General features: G+C 64.8%; 19 protein-coding genes and 2 pseudogenes. 9 read left to right on the top strand and 12 right to left on the bottom strand.

The features are described from left to right. Positions 1–11: 11 nt before the first annotated feature. From G6N54_RS09760 to nicT, 4 genes and pseudogenes are all read right to left on the bottom strand, one after another. Positions 12–1,085 (bottom strand): class 1 fructose-bisphosphatase, encoded by a 1,074-nt coding sequence (locus G6N54_RS09760; protein ID WP_163789855.1) that lies wholly within the window; start codon positions 1,083–1,085, stop codon positions 12–14. Positions 1,086–1,208: 123 nt separating this feature from the next. Then, positions 1,209–1,988 (bottom strand): annotated as a pseudogene (locus G6N54_RS09755) (HAD-IIA family hydrolase); the annotation flags it as partial. Between the two features lie 6 nt (positions 1,989–1,994). Then, a pseudogene (locus tag G6N54_RS09750) lies at positions 1,995–2,762 on the bottom strand (type I glyceraldehyde-3-phosphate dehydrogenase); the annotation flags it as partial. 330 nt (positions 2,763–3,092) lie between these two features. Then, positions 3,093–4,229 carry a Nickel transporter NicT gene (gene nicT, locus G6N54_RS09745; RefSeq protein WP_163789853.1) on the bottom strand — a complete coding sequence of 379 codons (1,137 nt, stop codon included), beginning with the start codon at positions 4,227–4,229 and terminating at the stop codon, positions 3,093–3,095. 291 nt (positions 4,230–4,520) lie between these two features. Here nicT and G6N54_RS09740 point away from each other — a divergent pair, with 291 nt between their 5' ends. The 3 genes from G6N54_RS09740 to G6N54_RS09730 all read left to right on the top strand — a co-directional run bounded on the left by G6N54_RS09740 (position 4,521) and on the right by G6N54_RS09730 (position 8,882). Then, positions 4,521–4,937, top strand: coding sequence for a BlaI/MecI/CopY family transcriptional regulator (locus G6N54_RS09740; protein WP_163789852.1), 417 nt, complete (start codon positions 4,521–4,523; stop codon positions 4,935–4,937). A gap of 138 nt (positions 4,938–5,075) precedes the next feature. After that, a complete protein-coding gene (locus tag G6N54_RS09735; protein ID WP_163789851.1) occupies positions 5,076–6,188 on the top strand; it encodes an MgtC/SapB family protein in 1,113 nt (370 codons plus the stop codon). A 372-nt stretch (positions 6,189–6,560) separates the two neighbouring features. Beyond that, entirely contained in the window at positions 6,561–8,882 is a 2,322-nt protein-coding gene (locus G6N54_RS09730) for a heavy metal translocating P-type ATPase (RefSeq protein WP_163794629.1), read from the top strand. 719 nt (positions 8,883–9,601) lie between these two features. Here the strand turns inward: G6N54_RS09730 and G6N54_RS09725 are convergent. From G6N54_RS09725 to G6N54_RS09715, 3 genes are read right to left on the bottom strand one after another with little or no spacing between them, the layout of a single operon-like run. Next, the gene (locus tag G6N54_RS09725) at positions 9,602–10,855 is read right to left on the bottom strand and encodes a hypothetical protein (protein ID WP_163789850.1); all 1,254 of its coding nucleotides are present in this window, start codon (positions 10,853–10,855) and stop codon (positions 9,602–9,604) included. After that, positions 10,855–12,198, bottom strand: coding sequence for a condensation domain-containing protein (locus G6N54_RS09720; protein WP_163789849.1), 1,344 nt, complete (start codon positions 12,196–12,198; stop codon positions 10,855–10,857). Before G6N54_RS09720 ends, G6N54_RS09725 begins: the two co-directional genes overlap by 1 nt. Next, positions 12,195–13,571, bottom strand: a complete 1,377-nt coding sequence (locus G6N54_RS09715; protein ID WP_163789848.1) for a condensation domain-containing protein — start codon at positions 13,569–13,571, stop codon at positions 12,195–12,197. Before G6N54_RS09715 ends, G6N54_RS09720 begins: the two co-directional genes overlap by 4 nt. 554 nt (positions 13,572–14,125) lie before the next feature. On the opposite strand from G6N54_RS09715, the gene G6N54_RS09710 reads away from it, so the two are divergent. Together G6N54_RS09710 and G6N54_RS09705 are read left to right on the top strand one after the other, a co-directional pair. After that, positions 14,126–14,968: a DUF1295 domain-containing protein gene (locus G6N54_RS09710; RefSeq protein ID WP_232073754.1), complete on the top strand. Its 843-nt coding sequence runs from the start codon at positions 14,126–14,128 to the stop codon at positions 14,966–14,968. A 56-nt stretch (positions 14,969–15,024) separates the two neighbouring features. Beyond that, positions 15,025–15,939, top strand: a complete 915-nt coding sequence (locus tag G6N54_RS09705; RefSeq protein ID WP_163789847.1) for a TIGR03564 family F420-dependent LLM class oxidoreductase — start codon at positions 15,025–15,027, stop codon at positions 15,937–15,939. An 88-nt stretch (positions 15,940–16,027) separates the two neighbouring features. On the opposite strand, the gene G6N54_RS09700 is transcribed toward G6N54_RS09705, so the two are convergent. From G6N54_RS09700 to G6N54_RS09685, 4 genes are all read right to left on the bottom strand, one after another. Continuing rightward, positions 16,028–16,882: a PNPOx family protein gene (locus tag G6N54_RS09700; protein WP_163789846.1), complete on the bottom strand. Its 855-nt coding sequence runs from the start codon at positions 16,880–16,882 to the stop codon at positions 16,028–16,030. 47 nt (positions 16,883–16,929) lie between these two features. Next, positions 16,930–17,628, bottom strand: coding sequence for a PAS and ANTAR domain-containing protein (locus G6N54_RS09695; protein WP_163789845.1), 699 nt, complete (start codon positions 17,626–17,628; stop codon positions 16,930–16,932). Continuing rightward, positions 17,628–17,912 (bottom strand): hypothetical protein, encoded by a 285-nt coding sequence (locus G6N54_RS09690; RefSeq protein WP_163789844.1) that lies wholly within the window; start codon positions 17,910–17,912, stop codon positions 17,628–17,630. Before G6N54_RS09690 ends, G6N54_RS09695 begins: the two co-directional genes overlap by 1 nt. A gap of 120 nt (positions 17,913–18,032) precedes the next feature. Then, positions 18,033–18,218: a hypothetical protein gene (locus G6N54_RS09685; protein ID WP_163789843.1), complete on the bottom strand. Its 186-nt coding sequence runs from the start codon at positions 18,216–18,218 to the stop codon at positions 18,033–18,035. Between the two features lie 188 nt (positions 18,219–18,406). Here G6N54_RS09685 and G6N54_RS09680 point away from each other — a divergent pair, with 188 nt between their 5' ends. The 4 genes from G6N54_RS09680 to G6N54_RS09665 all read left to right on the top strand — a co-directional run bounded on the left by G6N54_RS09680 (position 18,407) and on the right by G6N54_RS09665 (position 20,467). After that, positions 18,407–19,285, top strand: a complete 879-nt coding sequence (locus tag G6N54_RS09680; protein WP_163789842.1) for an HpcH/HpaI aldolase/citrate lyase family protein — start codon at positions 18,407–18,409, stop codon at positions 19,283–19,285. After that, positions 19,282–19,539 carry an SDR family NAD(P)-dependent oxidoreductase gene (locus tag G6N54_RS31525; RefSeq protein ID WP_163789841.1) on the top strand — a complete coding sequence of 86 codons (258 nt, stop codon included), beginning with the start codon at positions 19,282–19,284 and terminating at the stop codon, positions 19,537–19,539. The genes G6N54_RS09680 and G6N54_RS31525 overlap by 4 nt, the downstream gene beginning before the upstream one ends. Beyond that, positions 19,488–20,087: an SDR family oxidoreductase gene (locus tag G6N54_RS09670; protein WP_163794627.1), complete on the top strand. Its 600-nt coding sequence runs from the start codon at positions 19,488–19,490 to the stop codon at positions 20,085–20,087. The genes G6N54_RS31525 and G6N54_RS09670 overlap by 52 nt, the downstream gene beginning before the upstream one ends. 173 nt (positions 20,088–20,260) lie before the next feature. Then, complete coding sequence (locus G6N54_RS09665; protein ID WP_163789840.1) at positions 20,261–20,467, top strand: long chain fatty acid-CoA synthetase Faa4p; 207 nt, start codon at positions 20,261–20,263, stop codon at positions 20,465–20,467. A gap of 63 nt (positions 20,468–20,530) precedes the next feature. Here G6N54_RS09665 and G6N54_RS09660 read toward each other — a convergent pair whose 3' ends face one another. Then, positions 20,531–22,966 (bottom strand): glycogen/starch/alpha-glucan phosphorylase, encoded by a 2,436-nt coding sequence (locus G6N54_RS09660; RefSeq protein ID WP_232073753.1) that lies wholly within the window; start codon positions 22,964–22,966, stop codon positions 20,531–20,533. Positions 22,967–23,070 lie beyond the last annotated feature (104 nt).

Here is a 23,070-nt window from a genome sequence, read left to right as displayed (position 1 = left end):
GGTCGATTGATTTAGCCGACTCCGGTGCGGTACAGACCTCGAACGCCGTAGAGCGGTGACGTGGAAGGCCTTACGTAGTCCTGGCGGTGATAGTCCTCGAGCAGCTTGACCTCGTCGGCCGCTCCGAAAATCAGCGGCACGCGTTGATGCAGGCTGGTCGGGACGGCGTCCAGAAGGCGTCCACGGCCGGTGCTGGCCGCGCCGCCCGCCTGCTCGACCAGAAACGCGATCGGGCTGGCTTCGTACAACAGCCGAAGCCGTCCCGGCTTGTCCGGGTCTTTGGTATCGCGCGGGTACAGGAAGACGCCGCCGCGGCTCAGGATTCGGTGCGTCTCGGCGACCAGTGACGCGACCCACCGCATGTTGAAGTCCTTGCCACGCGGACCGGTCCGGCCTGCCAGACACTCGTCGATGTAGCGCTGCACTGCGGGCTCCCAGAACCGCCTGTTCGACGCGTTGATCGCGAATTCACGGGTGGAAGTGGGGATTTGGATTGACGGCCGAGTCAGGATGAATTCCCCGAGCGTGGGATCCAACGTGAAGGCGTGAACGCCCGTGCCGACAGTGAGCACCAGCATGGTCGACGGGCCGTAGATCGCGTAACCGGCGCATACTTGCTGCGAGCCGGGCTGCAGGAAATCCTCGGGCGACGGGTCTGTACCCGGACTGGCGGCGCGCAGAATCGAAAAGATGCTTCCCACCGACACATTGACGTCGATGTTCGATGAGCCATCGAGCGGATCAAAGACCAGTAGGTACTTGCCACGTGGATACTGTGTCGGCAGTAGATAGGGGTTTGCCAGCTCCTCGGAGGCCATCCCTGCCACCTGGCCACCCCACTCGTTGGCGCGCAAGAAGTAGTCATTGGCGAGCACGTCGAGTTTTTGCTGCTCCTCGCCCTGCACGTTCACCACATCGGCGGCGCCCAAGACTCCGCCGAGCTCACCCTGTGCCACACGGGTCGAGATGGCTTTGCAGGCAAGGGCAATATCGAGGATCAGCGAGTTCAGTTCGCCACTGGCATCGGGGTGGCGCCGACGTTCCTCGATGAGGAATTTGACCAGCGTGGTGTGACGGGTGAGCATGCGCGGGACCTCCGGCGGGCAGCAAAATACCTACTCAGATGATCGGATCTAAGCGCCCCTGGTTCATCCCCCGTTTGGGTGGACGGCTGGGGGTAGTCCGGGATGGCGCAGATCGCCCGCGTCGTCGTGATGGATTCCGCAAAGGTTCGCGGCGATGTAGGTGGGCCGTTGCGCTGGCTGGGCTTTGGCAGCGTCGGCCGCGGTGCTGACTCCGCTGAGCACCAGCAGGCTGGGCAGCCCGGCGGAGTTTGCGCCGGCGATGTCGGTGTCCAGCCGGTCGCCGATCACCAACGGCAGCCGAAAGTGCCCACGAGACAGCGCATCCCGAAAGATGGCTTGGTACGGCTTGCCAACCACTCGCGGCGCAACGCCGGTCGCCGCACGCAGGGCCGCCACCAACGCGCCGTTGCCGGGCACCAGACCACGCTCAGACGGCAGCGTGAGGTCGGGATTGGTCGCCACCCAGGGTGTTCCGGCGCCGATCGCCAGCGCCGCCTCGGCGAGAGCACGCCAACCGATGTCCGGCGAGAATCCTTGCACGACGGCGACCGGTTCATCGACCCACTGCCGGACCGGCTGTAGCCCGACACCGGTGACTTCGGACGCCAGTGCGTCTGAGCCGACGACCAGTACCCGCGAGCCCGGGGGCAATTCGGTACCCAACAGGCCGGCGGCACACCTGCCGCTGGTGATGACATCGCCCGGATCTGCGTCAAAACCCAACTCGCACAGATGTTGTGCTACCTCAGCTGCGCTTCGCAAAGCGTTGTTGGTGAGAAAAAGATTGCGAGTTGTCGTGCGGGCCAACGCCTCGGCGGCACCCTCGATCGCCTGTGTCCCGCGGAACAGCGTCCCGTCGAGGTCGAGCAGCAGGCAGTCGTGCGAGGTGGCCAGCGAGACCATGCAACATCACCGGTGGTGTAGGCGATCGCCGACCAGTGCGACCAGGTCGACGAGCCGGTTGGAGTAGCCCCACTCGTTGTCGTACCAGGAGACGACTTTGGCCTGGTTGTCGATCACCTTGGTCAGGCCGGAGTCGAAGATCGAGCTGTGCGGGTCGGTGACGATGTCACTGGACACGATCGGCGCGTCGTAGTACTTCAAGACGCCCTTCATCGGGCCCTCGGCGGCGGCTTTCATCGCGGCGTTGATCTCGTCGGCGGTGGCCGCCTTGCGCAGCTCGGCGGTCAAGTCGGTGACCGAGCCGGTGGGAATCGGCACCCGCAGCGCATACCCGTCGAGCTTGCCCTTGAGCTCGGGCAACACCAGCCCGATCGCCTTGGCCGCCCCGGTCGAGGTCGGCACGATGTTCAACGCGGCAGCACGCGCGCGACGCAGGTCCTTATGCGGGCCGTCTTGCAGGTTCTGATCCTGGGTGTAGGCGTGAATCGTGGTCATCAGCCCCTTGACGATGCCGAATTCATCATTGATCACCTTGGCCAGCGGCCCCAGACAGTTCGTCGTGCACGACGCGTTGGAAATGATGTTCTGAGTGCCGTCGTACTTGTCGTCGTTGACCCCCAGCACCATCGTGATGTCCTCATCGCTGGCCGGCGCGGAGATGATCACCTTCTTCGCACCGGCATCCAGGTGGCCCTGCGCCTTGGCGCGCGCGGTGAACAGGCCCGTCGATTCGACCACCACGTCAACACCTAGCTCACCCCACGGCAAAATTGCGTCCGATCCGACCGAAACCATTAATCCCCACTCGGACAGTCACGTGTATCTCCCTCTTGAAGCCCGGCGATTAATGCCGGCACACATTGGGCTGGATCGCGACGCGCGGCCCGGCGTTGGTGTCACCGTACGGCCGGTATTCGTCCGCCGGCACCCCCCGCATGGGGGAGATGAAAGCGCAACTGCTGCAAGGGGTTGCATCCATCGCCGGGAAGCGCGGCGTCGAGGTGAGGTGTGTCTTAGGTCGTGTCGGCGAACTCGACCAACTCGAAGCTCGCCTCGGGATGTCCTGACCTGATCAAGGCCACTGGCAGACGGAAGTCGCCGGAATCAACGAGGTTGATTGGACTTCGGCGGTTCAGGGGCGCCTTCGACCGTCGCGGGGGTCCATTTTTCTTCGATGTGGCCGAAGTGCCAGATGAGTAGGGCGATCGCCCAAGTGGTGATGAAGAGGGCGACGATGGCGAAGCCGATGGTGTTGAGGTCGAGGCCGGAAAGCCGGTCCCAGAACGGACCGTGCCAGTTCAGTTGGTCGGCGAACAGGCCGAGTAGTTCGATGCTGCCGATGAGCAGGGCCACGACGACTGAGAGCGCGGTGATGGTGAGGTTGTAGTAGATCTTGCGCACCGGGTGGGAAAACGCCCAGCCGTAGGCGAAGTTCATGAACGAGCCGTCGATGGTGTCGAGCAGGCACATGCCGGCGGCGAACAAGACCGGCAGGCACAGGATCGCGTACCAGGGCAGCCCGGCCGCTGCGCTGGTGCCGGCCAGGACCAGCAGGGCGATCTCGGTGGCGGTGTCAAAGCCCAGGCCGAACAGCAGCCCGATCGGGTACAGGTGCCAGGAGGTGGTGATCGTGCGGGTGAAGCGGCCCAGGAAGCGGTTGACAAAGCCGCGGCTGTTCAATTGCCGTTCCAGTTCTGCTTCGTCGAAGGCGCCGCGGCGCAGCTGCTGGAACACCCGCAGGATCGCGATCAGGACGGCAATGTTGAGCCCGGCGATCAGATAGAGGAATATCCCGGAGATGCTGGTGCCGATCACGCCGGTGTAATGATGCAGTGCCGAGGAGTCGTCTTCGACTGGTCCGGCGATCGCCTTGGCTCCGATCGCCAGTAGCACCGCCAGGGTGAACACCACGGTGGAGTGGCCCAGCGAGAAGAAGAATCCGACGGCCAGGGGGCGTTGGCCGTCGCTCATCAGTTTGCGGGTGGTGTTGTCGATGGCGGCGATGTGGTCGGCGTCGAAGGCGTGCCGCAGGCCCAGCGCGTAGGCGGTCAACCCGACGCCGAGGCCAAAGGCTTTGCCGCCCACGTTCAGTCGCGCCGGTTCGACGATCAGCAGCAGGGTGAACCCGCCGATCAGATGCAACGCGACGATCACCGCGAGCATCACCCCCAGACGCCCCCACTCCGCGGGAGTCAGGAAGCTGAATCTGGTCCGTGGCACCCGGAACGCAGTACTGGCCATCGCCTCGACCTTAAGTTCCGGCGCGAGCTGGATGCAAGTGATTTGCAGGAGATTCCCGATGGTCTTTGCGGCCGAACGTGAATTATTTTGTACACCCAGCCGCCGGGCGGCTTTGATCGCGTATCACTTCGCTACAGGGCTGAGTATACGAAGAATCGGTCGCATCTTCCGAGAAGCGTTGAACCATCTGGCTCCCCCGGTGCGTCCACCTGATGGGTGATGGCTGACCGCCAGTGCGGTCGATACCGTTATCCCGTTGATTTGGAATGGATCCGGGGCAGGAGTGTGGCCATGCCCGACCGGAGGCTGGTGGGTCCGCTCGAACGCTGCGTGATGGAACGCCTATGGAGCGATTCGGTACCGCAGACGGTGCGTGAGATACACGGTGCCGTCTCCTTGAGGCGCAATCTCGCCTACACCACGATCATGACGGTCCTGCGCCGGTTGGCTGACAAAGGCCTCGTCGTTCAATACCGCGACGAGCGGGCCTTCCGTTACGCGGCGGCGCACGGCCACGACGAGTTGGTCGCCGAGTTGATGCTCGCTGCGTTAGACGAGATCGCCGATTCCAAAGGCCGCTGCGCAGCGTTGGCCTACTTCGTCGACAGCGCCGGCACCGAAAACGCGCAGCTACTTCAGCAGGCGCTCGAAAAGGTGGAGAGCGAGTGCAGACGTCACTGGCATGCCTCGGGCCCGTGGCATCCCTGACGAGAGCACACCCGTAGGCGCCTAGTGTCCTAACTCGTCAAGTTCGACGCAGCGTCCACGGCTGGTCTCGACCGCGGATTTCCGTTTATTGGCCCAATAATTACTGTGCTGTTGTTGGTCTGGTGAACGGGAGTCGTTGTGAACTGGCAGCAAATCCAGCCATTCCTCGTGGCGCTGGCCATAGGTTTGCTGCTCGGCTTGGAGCGCGAACGCAGCCACAGCCGCAGACTCCCCGCTGGGACGCGCTCGTTTGCGCTCCTGTCGCTAGTCGGGGCCATTGCCGCGAGCTTCAACGAGTGGGCAGTGCTGGTTGGGCTCGTTGTCGTCGGGGCGTTGATGACGCTTGCCTACTTTCGCAGCAGCGAAAGAGACCCCGGAACTACCACAGCGATCGCCGCAGTCGCTGCCTACCTGCTCGGTGCGCTCGCCTACACACGCCCGGCGGTAGCCGTGGCCATCGCCGTGGTCGTCGCGGGCCTGCTTGTGTCGAAGGCCCGCATCCATCGCTTTGCCCGCGAGATCGTCAGCGACGTCGAAGTAGAGGACGCGATCAAGTTCTTTGTGGTGGCGCTCGTGATCCTGCCATTGCTTCCAGATCAGCAGCTCGGACCGTATGGCGTACTGAACCCGGCGAAGGTCTGGCTCCTGGTGGTACTGCTCACCGGTATCGGCTGGGTCGGCTACATCGGTGTTCGGGCCCTCGGGCCCGAACGGGGCGTGCTCGTTACCGGTCTGGCTGGCGGGTTCGTCTCGGCAACCGCGACAACCGCGTCGATGGGCCGGCTCAGCCGGACGGCTACGAGCTTGCGTGCGCCGCTCGCCAGTGCACTGCTCGCGAGCCTCGCGACCTTCGTGCAGTTGCTTATTGTGATCGCGCTCGTCGACGTCGAAGTGCTGCGCCGCCTGCGGCCCCCGGTGGTCGCAGCAGCGGTTGCGCTCGTAGGTGTTGCGGCCTTCGTCTACCGGGGTGGCAGGCGGGCACATCAGCAGAATGCCGCGGAGGATGACGAAGCCGAGGCGACGAAGACAAGCCGACCCTTCGCGTTGCGGCCCGCCCTCGTTCTGGCCGCGGTGCTGACCTTCGCCCTGCTCGTCGGTCGTTGGTGCGCTGACATACTCGGCCCAAAAGGGGCGGTGCTTGCCACGTTCGCCGCGGGTCTGGCCGACGCCCACGCCGGCGCGGTCGCCGCTTCGGACTTGGCTTCCTTGCCGCCATGGCGCTGCCGGCCGTGGTGTTCGGTGTCGCTTTAACCGCAGCCGTGACCGTGGTGTGAGCCGGGGGGCGTGTCCGCTTGCTCACCGGGACTTGGGCCTTGTGTCAAATAATGTGAGACACAAGGCGATACGTGGGGGGTTTCATTCGCTGTTTGTGACTGATGGCCTCATCGCAACGGAACCGGTGCCGGACCCGAAGCCGGCTCGCGGGCCTTTGGACCTGCATGCCAAGGTATTGCGACCCTAGAAACCCTTGGTCGATCCTGGTCGACTCAGGGTGAGCTCGTTTCGCGCGCTGATGTGTTGTGGGTTGCGCAGTCGAAAGGATCGGTGGTGACCGACGCTACGGATTCCACGGCCTTCCGCCGGCTTTCGCGGTTGCGGCCCCTGATCGAACCGGCCTTGGTCATGTTCACGGTCGGTGCGCTGGCTGTTGGCGGGATCGCCTGGCTGGGGGGGCGACACGATGTCGCCGACGCGTCCTGGATCGCCGGCACCGCGCTCGCTGTGCTACCGGCCTTGGTGTGGGTTGTGATGGCCTTGCGCCACGGGCGGTTTGGCGTGGATATCATTGCGGTGCTGTCTCTGGTAGGCACCCTGCTCGTTCACGAGTATCTGGCTGGGGCGTTGATCGCGATGATGCTGGCCGGTGGCCGAGCACTGGACGCGGCGGCCGCCCGGCGCGCCTCCCACGACCTGCGGGCCCTGCTGGAGCGCGCGCCGCGCTTTGCCCGGCGACGCGACAGCGCACAGGTCACTGTAATCCCGCTGGCCGAGGTGGCAGTCGATGACCTGCTTGTCGTCGGCCCCGGTGAAGTGGTGCCGGTTGACGGACGAGTTGTCGATGTGGTCGCGGTGCTCGATGAGTCGGTGTTGACCGGTGAGCCGCTGCAAGTTGAACGCGATGTTGGTGAACTCGTCCGCAGTGGTGTCGTGAACGCCGGCGGCGCTTTTGAGCTACACGCCACCTCGACAGCCGATGACAGCACCTACGCCGGCATCGTGCGGTTGGCCCAGCAGGCGGGCGCGGAGAATGCGCCGATCGTACGGTTGGCCGATCGGTACGCGGCGTGGTTATTGCCGGCCGCGCTGCTAGTTGCTGGTGGGGCGTGGTTGGCCAGCGGGTCAGCGGTGCGAGCGGTGGCTGTGCTGGTGGTGGCCACCCCGTGCCCGCTGCTGCTGGCGGTACCGGTGGCGATTGTCTCGGGTTTGTCTCGGGCGTCCCGCGCCGGAGTGGTCATCCGAAGCGGTGGCGCATTGGAAAACCTTGGGCATGCAACGACTTTGGTGATGGACAAGACCGGCACCCTCACGATGGGACGCCCAGCGGTCGTCGACGTGGTCGCCGTGCCCGGGGGTAACCCGACCGAGATGCTGCGGCTGGCCGCTTCGGTGGATCAATTTTCCCCGCATGTCCTGGCAGAAGCTATTGTCACCGAAGCGCTCGCGCGGGGTCTGCAGTTGTCTTTGCCGGCCGACGTGATCGAGGAGCCGGGCCGCGGTGCTAGCGCCACCATCGAGGCGCGCCGCGTGACGGTCGGAAAGCTGTCCCGCGACGCGGTGACCACCGCGTGGGGGCGTGGGGTACTCAGCCGAGCCGGTTTGGACGGTGCGGCAATCGCGTGGGTGTGCATCGAAGGGGAGCCGACCGGCGCGGTGTTGTTACGAGATCCGTTGCGCCGCCATTCCCCTCGCACGGTGCGGCGCTTGCGTGCGGCTGGCCTGAATCGACTGGTGATGCTCACCGGCGATCGCGCCGAGCCGGCCCGCGAGGTCGCCACGGTGTTGGGACTCGACGAGGTCTACGCCGAACAAACCCCGGCGGACAAGGTCGCCGCGGTGCGTGCCGAGCGACAACGGGCGGTGACGATGATGGTGGGCGACGGGATCAACGACGCGCCCGCCTTGGCAGCGGCGACGGTGGGTGTGGCAATGGGCGCGCGGGGAGCCACCGCGTCCTCGGAGGCCGCGGACATCGTACTGACCAGCGATCGGGTGGACCGCCTCGCCGATGCGATGGACATTGCGCGCTGGTCCCGTCGCATCGCCATGCAAAGCGCCGTGGTGGGTATGAGTCTGTCGCTGTTGGCGATGGTGGTCGCGGCGCTGGGCTGGCTGCCGCCGGCGGCCGGTGCGCTGCTGCAAGAGGGCATCGACGTCACCGTCATCCTTAATGCGCTGCGGGCCCTGCGTGGTAACCCCGCCACCGAGGTGGCATTACCCCCCAACACCGAGCAATTGTTGCGGCACTTCGCCGCCGAACACGACGAACTACGTGACGCGCTCGGGTTACTGCGCGACAGCGCCGATCGGTTGGCCAGCGGCCCCGACGCCGCAGCACTGGAATCGCTCACCGCGGCAAGCAAATTGCTCACCGACCGGATCCTGCCTCATGAACGCGCGGAGGAGACCCAGCTGTATCCAGCGTTGGCTCGGCCGCTGGGCAGCGACGAGGCCACCGCCACGATGAGCCGCACCCATGCCGAGATCCAACGGCTCGCCGATCGCGTCAGTGCTCATGTGCGACTTGCCCAATCGGCCGGAGCGATCCAGCCCGAGGACGTCGATGACCTGCTGGCGTGCCTGTACGGCCTGTATGCACTGCTGCGGCTGCACTTCGTCCAAGAGGAAGAAAACTATTTCACTCTCACCGAGGACGAACCCACACCACCCGAGAGCGTCCGAACCCGGCGCCCGACAGAGGAAGCCGACTCGGCGATGTCGCAGTGAATCAACCATGAGCCCTTGTGCGCGCGTCATCGGCGATCGGTGCGCAGGGATGTGAGCAAAAGGCCTGTGTCGTTAGGACTTGTGACCCTGTCGCCGGTGCCGCTGACACTGCACTCTGTGGTGTGAGCCGGCGGATACAACCCGGAGCCAGTGGGTTCGCTAAGCAGCCGGCGTGGATTGTACGTAACACCAATCCTGAAAGGAAACACAACATGAAGCGCGAAGTCTGCAAATTCTTCTCGGGTCATTTGCCGCGCTGGCTTATGCCCACGCCGCGTATGCTGTCGCGGCAGATCGGGGCATCATCGATGAACCTGTCTTCGTCGGCAGACGTTGGGGCGTCGGATACATGTGGGCCGAAGCCGCCGTTTACTCGGCGCTCAGCGTGGCCCTCGGGTACTTCGGGTGGATCTCCAAACCACAAGAGCAACCGCAGAATTCGGCTCCGACGTCGACAAACGAGCAAAGCAAGCACGCTGCGGGCACAGGTGATCAGTCGCAGCTGGTGGGCCGCTAAGTCATATCGAAAGCCATGGCGTCAGCGCCGCTACTGCTCGACCAGCTGCATGACGGCACAAGTGCCGTTCTTGCAGGCTGGGTTCGGCACCGTTTCATTGAGCCCGGCGCAGTGGGGCGTCGCAATGCGCAAGCTTGAGATCCGCGCCATGCACCGACGGATTCTCACCGGTGACGTACCGGCGGTGGCTTGATAGCGACGCTTAGACCATTCGGGGTACGCCGAAGCCGGGGACGCTTCCGATCACGACCAAACCGAGCGCGATCACGAGAAAAGCGAACACGCGCAACGATTTTGGTGTCGGTTCCTGTTCGATCTCGGGCCTGCGCGCCGCGAAGAGGATGAACACCACCCCCATGTCGAACGCCACCGTCGTCAGCCAGCGGGTCCAGTCGTAGCCGGTGAGGAAGATCGGGACGAACAACAGCAGCGCCGCGAGAGCCCACGTCATGCGGCCCCGCACCGCGTCGACGAACGTGCGTAGCGGCACGCCGGAGACCTCGCTGACTCCCCACATCGTCGCGACGATCCCCGCCGCGCCGAACGCCAGGGAGGCGGTGAGGCCGGCGACTCCGATGTGGCCGACACTTCGGATGGCGTCCAGGATCCCGTCGTCGTAGATCGGCATCACGTTGCGGCACACCCAGTCGTGGTAGTCGCTTTGCGGTGGTGGTCGCCCGTCGAACACGTACCGCAGCAACGCCGGGGGCGAGGTGACCGTGCCGAATACGTTCGGCATCGGGTGATGCGGAACTTCGGAACACAATTGGGAGGCGATGCCGTGTCGACCGAACGCCGCCACGGCGGCGGCGGTCACCGCGCCGGGCGCCACCGCCAAGAACGCGCCCAGGCGCTGCCTGCCTCCCAGCGCATCGCCGAGGACAACGACGGCCAGCACGGCCCCGAACGCGAACAGCAGACCGACCGCCTCGTGTACCAGTGTCAACGTTGCGGTCGCTGCGCCGTAGGCCGCGCAGCAGGTGATCGCGACCGCGCGGGAACGTGCGAACATCACGGCCGGGGCGAACAGCGCCAGGGCCGCCCCGCCGAACAAGTCCGGTCGGGCGGAATAGGCCGCGAACGGGACACCGAACGGCAGCAAAGGAATCAGCATTGCGACCATCAGGCTGCGTTCGGAGCGCGGGCGCCCCGAAAGCAGCACGGCGGCGACCGTTGCCAGCCCGCACAGGTATACCGCCGTCGACAGCCAGCGCAGGCTGAGGCTGACCGCGAAGTAGTGTCCGGGGAACAAGCCAACCAATTCACCGGCGAGCCCGCGGCGGACGAAGCCATGGGCGTAGGTGGCTGTGTAGTACGACATCCAGTACACGTCGAGCTGAACGATGTCTATCGCGAACCAGAGCACGATTGCCGACCAGATCGCGATTGTGACGGCAAATCCGACGTAAAAGCGCTTTCGTACGGGGGTATTCGTATTAGGCCCCAAGGTCAGCATCAGCCACCACCGTGGTAGACGGTGGTGGCGCACAAGCCGACGTCGGCCAACGCGGCACACGCGAGTTCGCGCGCTGCCGCCGCGGTGTTGTCGGCGCCGCACTGGTAGGCGCTGACGGTGAGAAACCGGCTGCCGTTGATTGTGCCTGTGGCGCAGAACAATTGGCCGCGTATCTGCTCTATGCGCCGCCGGGTCATCCCTTGCTCGACCAACCGCACCGATACCTCGGTGGCATCCGCACCGTCGATACGGCCCAGGGCGGCATCGAAGGTGCCCATGTTGGAGCAGCCCACCGGCAGTTGGTCGGTCGACATCGCAGTGCCTTCGGCTCGCCGGACCAGCCATCGTGGCGTGAACGGGATCAGCGGCAGCCCGGCCAGCATTTCGTTGGGCTCTTCTTTCAGGGACGTCAGCAGGCTCTTGACGTCCGCGCGTACGCCACTCAAGTCGTCGACCGCCGCCCGGCCGTCGACCGTAAGCGTGATCGAGGTCAGCGCGTTGGCGCGGTCGTCGTCGGTCGCCGAGCGATCGCTGACCGGAAGCACCACCGTCACGGAGTTTCCGTCCGACGCCACCCTGCCTATCCGGTGGGTCAGGCGAGCCATGAATGCGACGAAAAGCGTGTTGCTGCTCCCGTTTATGCTGCGTGCACGGGCCTCCCATGCGACGGCGTCGGTGTGCAGGGTCACCGCCGGGGGAGCGGTGCGGACATCGTCGGGCGGCGTTACGCGCCGCGGTGCTACGGGCTCGGCCCGCGGGCCTAAGGAAGCGTTCAGCACGATCAGCAGCGTCGCGATCAGCGCCCGAATGACCGCGGGCAGGGCGGCGATGGCGTGGGCCAGATCCTCGGCCACCGCACGCCATCGACTTCGCGAATTCGGTTGCGGGTAACTGAGGTTGCGTCCTTCTCCGTTGACCGCTTCGGTGATCGCGGTGGCCAGCGCGAGACCGTCGACAACGCAGTGCGACGACACCAAGGTGACCGCGGCGCCGCCGTCGTCCAACGGCAGCACGCCCAGATGAAACGTGGGTCCGTGTTCGGGGTCGACACGGACCCGTGCGCGTCGTTCGAGCCACGCGCCGACTTCCGACCGCGGCTGTCGCGGTTCGAGCGCAATGTCGGGTGAGTTGCCGTCGCGCACCCAGTGATGACGGCCGAAAGGCAACGGCGAGCGCTCGATCTGGCGTCCGAGCAGGCCGTCACCGAGCCGAACCCGGAAGCTTTGCAGTTCGTCGATGTTGACTTCGCGGTCGTATACCCAGGTGCATTGCACGGCGCTGCCCTGGCCGGTGGCTCGCAGTCGTAGGAAGGCGGCCTGGTCCAGCAGCGCCAGCCGCGTCATACGCCGTCGGACACCCGGGTGAACTCGGCACGCATCGTCTCGACATAGCGCAACACCGACTTTCGCGCGATCTCGGTGCCGGGATAGGCGACCACCAATTGCGTCTTGTCACGCATGCGATTGACCCACATGCACACCGTTTCCGAGAGTCGGTTATCGCCCCAGATGCCGGCGCGCAGGTCGCCGTAATCATCGCCGAACGGCAGCTTGCGGATGTCAATGTAGGACAGCATCGGGACGGGACGATCCGGAACCTCGATGTCACCCGACGATCCGTCCAGCGTCTCGAGGAGGTGATAGAGCGGCACCGCGCCGAGAGCGGTGTTCTCGTCGAAGGACGCCTGGGCAGCGTGCGCGACCTCGTCGAATGACGCTCCGGCAGTCGGGATTGCCAACGGGACGAAGCTGGCCAACCAGCCGACCGTGAGGGCGTGGTCGGGATTGCGGCGGTTGTCGAACGGCGTGAGTCCGAAGTAGGTTGCGGCACCGGTCAACCGATACTCGGCCAGGGCCGCGCAGGCGAACACACCACCGCTGAATCGCGTGCCCACCGCACGGCACGCCGCTTCGAAACGCCGACCCTGATCGTCGTCGATCAAGTCGAACACGTCGATCGCCCCCGCCGTATCGGGGGTGGCGTCGCCCAATTCCAATGGGAACTTCGGCAACCCGCCGTCGTTCGCTGCGAGAAAGGCTCGCCAGGACTGGGTTTCGGGCGACTCTTCACTCAGTCCTGCCGTGTACGCACGCTGATTCGCGCTGTACTCGCGATGGCTGGCCGCGGGTATCAGCGTCGCTCCGTCGTTCTGCAGTGCGGTGAAGTACGCCGTCTGGATGTCGAGGAAGATCACACCGGCCGACATTCCGTCGGCGCGCAAGTGATCGATGGCGATCAAGACGGTGAACCGGTCTTCGCCTTGAACGATTCCGAAGGTGAAGCAATCCCATCGCAGCGGATCGGGGGTATCCAGCAGCAGTTTGCGGATCTGCATCGGCTCCATCATGCCGAGGTCTTTTGGTGCCAAGGTGATTACGTCTGGGTTGGGAATGACGTAACGGTGGATCTTGTCGTTGTCGCAGAACGCGAATCGGTCGTGGTAGGTGTCATGGCGCCGGACATGGCTGTTTACCGCGTGCGTCATCGCCTCGATATCGCAGGTGCCGTCGATCTCCCAGGCGCCAATGCACAATCGCGGGATGTCGCGGCCGCGGCTGACTTGGCGCCGGTAGTATCGAAGATGCTGCGACTGCTGGTAACTCACCGGGGCAGGGTGGGCTTGCGCGCCGGCTGCGCACGCATAAGTCGTCGCGGTGGGGCTCCAGGAAACGACGGTGCCCTCGGCCGTCCAGTCGTCAACGGTGCCCAAAAACATGTCCCCACCCTTCGTCCTTCAGAAGGCGACGCCACCCCGGTTGCGATGACCTTAACGTGAACGCGCGCGCGTTGCCGAGTGAGACGGAATTGGGGGTGAACACGCACTGAGCAGGCCTCGACGACTGCGTTATGGCTAGGTTCGTCAGCACACCAGGATGATGGTGCCGGTCGCGACCCTAAAAAGCAGCGTGAATTTGGCCTGCCGGTCGTTTGTCGGAGGCCTGACCGTCGTCGCCGCTTCACCGCCGATTCACTTTGCCTGGCAATTTCCCCATCCGTTAGTCGCACCCGAAATGCCAGGGCGGTTCGCGGAACGGAGAATGCCTGAAGCGATGCACGCACCGAGTGAAGGCCAGCGCTTAGCCGCTGTTCGAAGTACCAGCATGGATCGGGACGCCCGCAGACTCTCGGCCGCGGCGTCGCCGGATCGTGCGGCGGAAAAAGGAAGCCGATCCGCTCGGCGGCCGACCACGCCGATCGCCTCGCTACGCTCCGATCATGACGACAGTCGGCAAGGCGCGGTCGCTGTGGCTTGTCATCGCGGCGTAAGTCATCGCCGTCGCGCTGGCAGCGGCGTGGCTGGCCTGGGGTCCACGAACTGGCCGGCTTTGGCTCGACACCTTGATCGCAGACGTGCTGGCAACCCTCGTCGTTTTCGCGTTCAGCCGCGCCTACCGCAACTCCAGCTTCTACGACGCGTACTGGAGCGTCGTGCCGCCGCTGCTGTTGTTGTATTGGTGGAGCCGGTTCGAGCCCGCGGTCGACGTATTGCGATTCGCGCTGTTGGCCATTGTGGTGGTGCTGTGGGCGGTGCGGTTGACCGCGAACTGGGTCTATTCGTTTCCGGGTTTGCACCACGAGGACTGGCGCTATCCCATGTTCAAGCAGCGGGCGGGCCGCTGGGAGTTTCTGGCCGACCTGGCGGCCATCCATCTGATTCCGACGCTGCAGGTCTTTTTGCCCATGATCCCGGCCTACGTCGCGGTGAGCCGACCCGGACCGGGATGGGTCTGGCTCAGCTGGATCGGCTTCGCCGTGGGTTTGGCCGCCGTGGCGCTGGAGTTTGTCGCCGATGGGCAGATGCACCGATTCGTGGCGCGGCGGCGTGGGGACGAAGCGATGGACCGCGGCCTGTGGAGCTGGTCGCGGCACCCGAACTACTTCGGCGAGTTCAGTTTCTGGGTTGCGGTCGCGTTGTTCGGTATCGCGGCCGCGCCCGGTTCCTGGTGGTGGCTGATCCTGGGTGCGGTCGCGATGCTGGCGATGTTGCTCGGCGCCAGTATTCCGATGATGGAAGAGCGCAGCCTGCAACGCCGCCCGTCCTATCAGGACGTCATCGACCGGGTGCCGCGGTTCGTGCCGCGGCCACCGCGAAAGGCCACCGCGAAAGGCTAAGGCGGGAAAGACAATAAGGCGTACGCTGCACCCATCAACGGCGAAAGGTCAGTTCCATGCGCATCAGCCTGGTCACCCACCTCGATAACAAGACGCCGATCGAATCCTGTATCCGCGACTTGACCCAAGCGCGTGAGGCCGGATTCGCCCGGCTGTGGATGACGCAGATGCCCTTCGATGTCGACCTGCTGACCGTTTTGGCGGCTGCGTTGCGCGAAGTACCCGACATCGAAGTGGCCAGCGGCGTGGTGCCGATCCAGAACCAGCACCCGATGCTGCTCGCGCAGCGGGCGTTGACACTCAACATCATTGGCGGCGGAAGGTTCACCTTGGGGATCGGCGTCACCCACCGCGCCGTGACCGAGGGGATGTGGGGCGTCTCGTGGGACAGGTCGGTGAAGCGACTGTCCGAGTACCTCGACGGCTTGCTGCCACTGCTCGCCGGTGGACCGGCCGACGCGCCCGGCGAACTCGTCACGACCAGGGGAGCGCTGCAGATCCCGAACGCCCCGACACCCCAGGTGTACGTCGCCGCGCTCGGTCCGCAGATGCTGCGAGTCGCTGGCAGGCGAACCGCGGGAACCATCACCTGGATGACGGGCCCCAAGACGCTGCGCGAGCGCGTAGGTCCCACGCTGCGCGATGCCGCCGCCGAGGCGGGCCGCGCGGTGGGTTCCGTCGCGGTGGCAGCCGCGTTGCCGGTCGGCGTGACCGACGATGTCGCCAAGCTTCGCGCGCTAGCCGCCGAGCAATTCGCGATGTACGGCCACCTGCCGTCGTATCGCGCGATGCTTGACAGAGAGGGCTTTTCGGGACCCGAGGACGCCGCATTGGTCGGTGACGAGGCCACTGTTTCGCAGCAGCTCGACGGGCTTCGCGATGCTGGGGTAGACGAATTCGTCGCTATTGCGTTCGACCCGTCGACCGAGGGAGCCGAGCGGACCCGGGCGTGCCTTCGGGCCTGGGCGTGAGGCCCAGGGAGTGTAGCCGGCTCAATATTAACGAAAACTGCTGCGGTCGGCCGACATTCGTCTCGGACAGTGAGATGTCGATGCCGCGTTACGCCGACGACGCAATAACGGCGCCGACCGTAAACTCGACGCGACGACCCACACCGCCGTCGTCGCCGTCGGCGCCCGGGTCGGTCCAGAGCACCCGAGCGGTTCCGGACGCGTGCAGGCTGACGCCGGTATCGAAGTCGACGAAGAGCAGGGCGGCCTCGTCGTCGATCGCCAGATTGCCGAAGCTGTTGAACATGTTGTTGCCCGGGTAATCCGGCCACCACAACCTGCTGGGGGAGTCGACCCGAACGAATCCCGCCGGACCCCCGCGGTGGGACGCATCAGCGCCCCGGGTCGGATGCGTGGTGCCCAGGAAGAAGGTGTCCGCGGCCGCGATCATGGTTTGCTCTTCAGTGCTCAAAGCCGTTGTGCGCCTTGGGTCGAACGAGGGAGCCGTAATAACGGCGGTGTCCACCGCGTGCGGGTGGATGTACTGCGGGCAGTTTCCATAGGCCTGGTCCACATGCACCGTCATACTCGCGGTGTCGGCGTCAACGAGGTTCCCGTTGATCCGCATTCTGCGCCGGGTGGCGAAATCGATGGCGATCAACCCAACCTGCTGTCCGACCGCTAACGATTGCAGGGGATCGCCCTGGCGGGGCAGTGCCGAGATCCGCAGTGTGTCGCCGGCGCCACGCAGGAAACCCGGCTCCGCCGACAGCGGCGAGGTCCACAAGACGCTCCCTCGATCACGCCCGGTCAGCGCGGCAAACCGCTGCGCTGCCAGGAACTGGGCGGCGCCCCGGGACAAACCGGTCGCATCGAGAATCTTCTCGAGCCGTCGTGCCTGGAGTTCGGTGCCGGCCCGCCGTTGCGTCGCCACTTCACCCTCGTGAAATCCGATTGCGCTCACGCCAGTATCAACGTCCGAGAGTTCCAAAGCTTCCGCCGGCAAACCCCTCACGATCCGCGCGGATCCGCGGCGCTCATCAGTGCATGGTCGAAAATGGTTCGATCGACGATTGCGCCCGTCGCGGTTGTCCGCAAAGCGGCACCGATTTGTTCGGCGAGGACGCGCAATTTGACATTGTTTTTCTGGGAGAGCCAGCTGAGTAACTCGAATGCGGCATTGTCGTCGACGTCGTAGACGAGCATCAGCATGCCTTTGGCTTGCTCGATCGGGGCGCGCTTGTCCGCGATCTCGCCCACCCGGGTGGTGATCGCGTCCTCACGTGAATGGCGTATCGGGGTGACGTCGACGTAGAAACCGTGGGTACCGATCGCCACGCCACGACCGTCGAAAAATTGATCTCCGATGACGACCCAGCGCACAGTGCCCCCGGTGTCGACGATCCGGTGCCGGCTGCTCAACGCCCCACGGGTGTGCATGATGGCATCAATCGTCCCCGCGACTTGATCGCGGTCGTCGGGATGCTTGTGCGAAAGCACCAGCTCCGTCGTCGGCGTCACGGCACCCGGTTCGTACCCGTGCAACCGCTGGACCTGCTCGGACCACTCCCATCGACCGTCATCGAAGTAGAACCGGAACCAACCCACGCCTTGCGGTGAAACTTCTGGGAGCCCGTCGGCGTCACCGGCGCTATCAACGCCCGCCGGCACCGAACGAAGATCAGCGCGATTAACGAGTCGTCTGGTCATCACCGAAGCCTTGCTTGCTGGTACGCGTCGCTGGCGTCCTTCAGCTTCGCCACGCTGTCCGGCGTGCGGAGCGGCGACAACAACTCGAGGACGGCGGTAGCCATATCGCAGGCCCTCGCTACCAGTGGGTCGTAGCCGTGGGCCTCCTCCTCCGAGAATTGGAACGCCGCGGCGCGCAGCTCGCCCACCTCCTCGTCTGTTGGCGATCGATGGCCGAGCCAATGGTCGCCCAGGAACCAGAAAACCCGTACCGCCAGATCGTCGGCGCGCTCAAGTACCCCCATATGTGGTGATTCGTAGCCATGCGCCGCGCGGATGGCAATTCAGATGAATCAATCCGCGGTGCGGGGTTCCCGAGTCCTATCGCCGCCGGTCAGGGTGGCGATGGGGTCGGAGACTCGAGCTCAATGCCGCCGGGGCTTGTGGCTGCTTACGGCGTCGTGGATCAGCAGACCCACCACGGCTGCCATGCAGAGCGGCACGTACAACCTGAAGTTGGCGGAGGCATGCTCGTACAACGCGATATAGGCGACGGATACGAGCGCCATGATGGCGAGGAGAATGCCGCGGTTAACTTTGTCCGTGCTCATGCTTGGACCTACCTTTTTGATCGGCGTTGCGCCGCGAATATCAGCATAAACCCGTCAACGCGGTTTCTCACCGTCTGATTTCGCGCGTCGCGATAATGACGCGAATTGTGCGGCAAAACCGTGGCGATTCCGCAATGCGGGCCACCACCACTCTCCGGGCGGCCGAGGTCAAGCTCTACGCTGGCCCCATGGCACCGACGCCGCGCCCGCGCCGATCCACTCTCTACCTTCCTGGCAACAAAGACCGAGAACTCGAGAAGGGGAAATCACTCCCGGCCGACGTGCTGATATTCGATCTCGAGGATGCGGTTGGCCCCGACGCCAAAGTCGAATCCCGAGCCAGGGTGTGCGACGCCGTCTCGTCCGACGGCTATCGGCCCCGCGAGGCGGTGATTCGCATCAATGGCGCGGGCACCGACTGGCACGACGACGACCTCGCCGCGGTGGCCGGCTCGGCCGCCGATGGGGTGCTGGTGCCGAAGGTGGAGACCGGTAAAGAGGTCCAAGCGCTCGCCGACGCGCTCGACGCGCTTGACGCGCCGCCGTCGTTGCAGCTGTGGGCGATGATCGAAACGCCGCGGGCTATCTTGCGGGCCGAGGAGATCGCCGCGGCCAGCGATCGGTTGACGGTGCTGGTGGTCGGCACAAATGACCTCGTGAACGACCTGCACGGCCTGCATGTGCCCGGACGTGCACCGGTTTTACCCGCGTTGTCGCTGGCCGTGTTGGGCGCACGAGCGGCGGGGAAGGCCATCTTGGACGGAGTGTTCAACGCCATCGCCGACGAGACCGGTTTTCGGGCCGAGGCGCAGCAAGCCCGCGAGATGGGCTTCGACGGCAAGACGCTGATCCATCCGTCCCAGGTCGCCCCGGCGAACGAGTTGTTCGGCCCTTCGAAAAAGGAGTTGGCCGACGCACGCAAGATCGTCTCGGCGTACGAGGAGGCCCAGGCGGTGGGGAACAGCGTCATCACCGTCGACGGCCGCATGATCGAAAGCCTACACGTGCGCGACGCTCAGCGGATCCTCGCGCTCGCCGATCTGATTTCCGAACTGGAATCCCAATGACGTTGCACCCGAGCCCATTTCGCGCGGATATCCTGCAAGGCAAGGTGGCGCTGGTGACTGGTGGGGCTACCGGGCTAGGGCTGGAGATCGCCCGGGTATTGGGCAATCACGGCGCTCGCGTGGCCATCTGCAGCCGAAAGGAACCCAATCTGCAAGCCGCGGTTATGGCGTTGCGGCAAGAGGGGATTGGGCCGTCTAGGGCATCTGCGACGTCCGGCGCAGCGACGAGGTCACGCTCGTCGTCGAGGACGTGATCACCGCCTTCGGACGTCTCGACATCGTCGTCAACAATGCCGCCGGAAACTTTCCAGTCCCGATCAGCGACCTGAGCGCCAACGGATTCAAAGCGGTGGTCGACATCGATCTGGTCGGAACATTCAACGTCTCCAAAGCGGCGTACGACCTTTGGCTGCGCGAGCACGGTGGCGCCGTGGTGAACATCAGCGCGGCAATCCAGTACCGCGGCATGGCCCTGCAAGCGCATGTCGTGTCCGCCAAGGCCGGCGTTGACGCGTTCAGCCGCGCCTGTGCGATCGAATGGGGGCCCGACGGGGTTCGGGTCAATGTCGTTGCGCCTGGGGCGATGTCGGGGACCGAGGGGGTCCGCAGAATCGCCGGCGACGACCAGCACCGCGCCGTCCAGAACCCACTGCGGCGACCCGGCTCGACGACTGAAGTTGCCGAGACGGTGTTGTTCCTGGCCAGCGATGCGGCGTCGTATGTGACGGGGGCCGTGCTGGTGGTCGACGGCGGTGGCTGGCTGACCTCCAGCGGTGTGCCGGACTTGCCGGGGTATGGCTGACCTAACGGTCACACAACGGTGAGATCACGGCCAAGGCACTAGTTGGCCGGCCGATTAGGTGTTTTGACCCGTTTCGCATTATTCTTGTGCGCGGCCCATTGTCGACTCAGGAAAAGCAGATGCTTATTCAGCCCACCCTGCGACGTGCGCAGTCGCCGCGCAGCGTTCAGCGTGTGACCTTCCCAAAGGTCGGTCAGTGCTTCGACATCGAGATCACTCGAGAGACCGATGGGTGGCTCATCCGGATCCCCGAGATCGCCGCGGCCGCCCGCGCTAGTCGCCGCGCCACGGTCGATTTGGTGGCGCGCGAGTGCATCGCCGCGCGCACCGGAATCCCGGTGGGCTACATCATCGTCTACGTCGCGAAAGAGAACCGCTAGCTCCGGACGCCGGCGGTACAACCGCCGGCTACGGCACCTGCGCGGGCGCCGTAGCCGTACGGCTCAGATCTTGACCGTCAGCGGCCAGACCTTCCAGATGTCGTCGCAGTACTCGGCGATGGCGCGATCGGATGAGAACTTGCCGCTGCGTGCGGTGTTCAGGATCGACATCTTGGTCCACGACTCCCCGTCCTGCCAGGCGGCGCTGACTCGCGCTTGGCACTCCACGTAGGAGGCGTAGTCGGCACACACCAGGAAGGGATCGTCGTAGCGCAGGTTGTCCACCAGCGGCTTGAACACCTCGGCGTCGCCATGCGAAAAGGTGCCGTCGGCAATCAGATCCAGCACCGCGCGCAGCTCGTCGTTGCTGTCGATGTAGTCCGCCGGGCGGTATCCGCTCGCTTTGAGCGCCTCGACCTCGTCGACGGTCAGGCCGAACAGGAAGAAGTTCTCCGGCCCGGCTTCTTCGCGAATCTCGACGTTGGCACCATCGAGGGTGCCAATCGTCAGGGCGCCGTTGATCATGAACTTCATGTTGCCGGTACCCGAGGCCTCCTTGCCGGCGGTCGAGATCTGCTCGGATACGTTGGCGGCCGGATAGATCAGGTGTGCGTTTTGCACGTTGAAGTTCGGGATGAACGCGACTTTCAAGAACTTGTTGACGTCCGGGTCGCTGTTGATCGTCTCTCCAACGGCGTTGATCAGCTTGATGATCCGCTTGGCCAAAAAGTAGCCGGGCGCTGCCTTACCGCCAAAGATGAAGGCGCGTGGCGGAATTGAGAACTCGGGGTTCTGCTTGAGTCGGTAGTAGAGCGCGATGATATGCAGCACGTTGAGGTGCTGGCGCTTGTACTCGTGAATCCGCTTGACCTGGATGTCGAAGATCCATTGCGGGTTCAGTTCGACACCGGTCGTGTCGTGGATGAAGTTGGCCAGCCGCGCTTTGTTGGTGCGTTTGATGTCACGCCACTGCTCCCGGAAGGAGGAGTCGTCGACGAAAGGTTCGAGACCACGCAGTTTGCCCAGGTCCTTGAGCCAGCCATCCCCGATGGTGCGGTCCAGCAGCTCGCGCAGCCCCGGGTTGGACAGTGCCAGGAAACGCCGCGGTGTCACACCATTCGTCTTGTTGCTGAACCGCTCCGGCCACATCTCGTAGAAGTCTTTGAGCACACTGTCTTTCAGCAGCTCCGAGTGCAGCGCGGCGACGCCATTGATGGCATGGCTGCCGACCGTGGCCAGGTGTGCCATCCGGACGTTCTTTCCGCCGTCCTCTCCGATCAGCGACATCCTGCGGACGCGATCCGCGTCGCCGAGAAACCGGATGCGCACCTCGTTGAGGAACCGCCGGTTGATCTCGTAGATGATCTCCAGGTGTCGCGGTAGCGATTGGCCGAATATCTGCAGCGGCCAGGTCTCGAGTGCTTCCGGCAGCAGGGTGTGGTTGGTGTAGGCGAAGGTCGCGACGGTGATGTCCCACGCCTCTTCCCACTCGAGGTGTCGCTCGTCGATCAGCAACCGCATCAGCTCGGCAACCCCGATCGACGGGTGAGTGTCGTTGAGCTGTAAGGCGAATCGTTGGGGGAGCTCCCGCACACCCGCGTCGGCGAGGTCGTCCATGATGTGCAGGACGTGCTGCAGCGAGCAGGACACGAAGAAGTGCTGCTGTAGCAGCCGCAGTCGCTTGCCGGCCTCCGGCTCGTCGTTGGGGTAGAGCACCTTGGTAACCGTCTCCGAGGTGACCTCGTCTTCAACCGCCTTGAAGTAATCGCCGGTGTTGAAGGCGTCGAGCGCGAACGACTTGACCGCTCGCGCGCTCCACAGCGTGAGCACGTTGCAGGTGTTGACGCCGTAGCCCTGGATGGGCGTGTCGTACGCGACGCCCTTGAGCAACAACCCGGGCACCCACCGGGAGCGCTCGCGCCCGCCCTCGTCGGTGTAGTGCTCGACATGTCCGCCCCATTTGACCAGATAATTGACGTCGGGTTTGGCTATCTCCCAAGGGTTTCCGCGATCCAGCCAGTTGTCGGTCTGCTCGACCTGCCAGCCGTCGTGGATCTCTTGGTCGAAAATGCCGAACTCGTACCGGATGCCGTAGCCGATGGCTGGGCGCTCCAGGGTGGCCAGCGAGTCCAGGTAGCACGCCGCGAGGCGGCCGAGGCCGCCGTTGCCCAGTCCCGGCTCCTCCTCGCAGGCCAGCACCTCGTCCAGCCGCTGTCCCATCGCGGCGAGCGCGGACTTCGCCGTGCCCTCCAGCCCCAAGTTCAGCAGGTTGTTGCCCAGCTGCGGACCCATCAGGAATTCGGCCGACAGATAGCAGGTCACCTTGCGGCCGAGGTCGAGCGAGGTCTGCGTCGACGCAACCCGGCGATCCTGCATGCGGTCACGAACGGCCAGCGCCAGCGCCCGGTAATAGTGCTCGGGCCGCAGGGCCGCGGCCGGACGGCCGATCGAGTAACGCAGGTGATCGGTGATCGCCCGCTGCAGCGCGGGCGCACCCATCCCGGTACGGGAGTGCTCGGCCAGTTCCGCCGGCCGGGAACCGGCGGCAGACACTGCGTCGGAGGGGGTCTGATCGAGATCGGTCATGTGAGTCCTACTCCCTA

The organism is Mycobacterium stomatepiae (genome assembly GCF_010731715.1).
In the GTDB taxonomy this organism is placed as follows: domain Bacteria; phylum Actinomycetota; class Actinomycetes; order Mycobacteriales; family Mycobacteriaceae; genus Mycobacterium; species Mycobacterium stomatepiae.
The sequence above is the reverse complement of the archived record's forward strand: the minus strand, read 5'-3'. Positions and strand labels throughout refer to the sequence as shown.

Bases quoted from the DNA above. Each gene is read 5' to 3' on its own strand.
- G6N54_RS09660 (WP_232073753.1), bottom strand. From the start codon at position 22,966: ATGGGTGCGCCCGCGCTGCAGCGGGCGATCACCGATCACCTGCGTTAC.
- G6N54_RS09690 (WP_163789844.1), bottom strand. From the start codon at position 17,912: ATGGGGGTACTTGAGCGCGCCGACGATCTGGCGGTACGGGTTTTCTGG.
- G6N54_RS31525 (WP_163789841.1), top strand. From the start codon at position 19,282: ATGACGTTGCACCCGAGCCCATTTCGCGCGGATATCCTGCAAGGCAAG.
- G6N54_RS09705 (WP_163789847.1), top strand. From the start codon at position 15,025: ATGCGCATCAGCCTGGTCACCCACCTCGATAACAAGACGCCGATCGAA.
- G6N54_RS09680 (WP_163789842.1), top strand. From the start codon at position 18,407: ATGGCACCGACGCCGCGCCCGCGCCGATCCACTCTCTACCTTCCTGGC.
- nicT (WP_163789853.1), bottom strand. From the start codon at position 4,229: ATGGCCAGTACTGCGTTCCGGGTGCCACGGACCAGATTCAGCTTCCTG.
- G6N54_RS09685 (WP_163789843.1), bottom strand. From the start codon at position 18,218: ATGAGCACGGACAAAGTTAACCGCGGCATTCTCCTCGCCATCATGGCG.
- G6N54_RS09725 (WP_163789850.1), bottom strand. From the start codon at position 10,855: ATGCTGACCTTGGGGCCTAATACGAATACCCCCGTACGAAAGCGCTTT.
- G6N54_RS09720 (WP_163789849.1), bottom strand. From the start codon at position 12,198: ATGACGCGGCTGGCGCTGCTGGACCAGGCCGCCTTCCTACGACTGCGA.
- G6N54_RS09740 (WP_163789852.1), top strand. From the start codon at position 4,521: ATGCCCGACCGGAGGCTGGTGGGTCCGCTCGAACGCTGCGTGATGGAA.
- G6N54_RS09730 (WP_163794629.1), top strand. From the start codon at position 6,561: ATGTTCACGGTCGGTGCGCTGGCTGTTGGCGGGATCGCCTGGCTGGGG.
- G6N54_RS09695 (WP_163789845.1), bottom strand. From the start codon at position 17,628: ATGACCAGACGACTCGTTAATCGCGCTGATCTTCGTTCGGTGCCGGCG.
- G6N54_RS09715 (WP_163789848.1), bottom strand. From the start codon at position 13,571: ATGTTTTTGGGCACCGTTGACGACTGGACGGCCGAGGGCACCGTCGTT.
- G6N54_RS09760 (WP_163789855.1), bottom strand. From the start codon at position 1,085: ATGCTCACCCGTCACACCACGCTGGTCAAATTCCTCATCGAGGAACGT.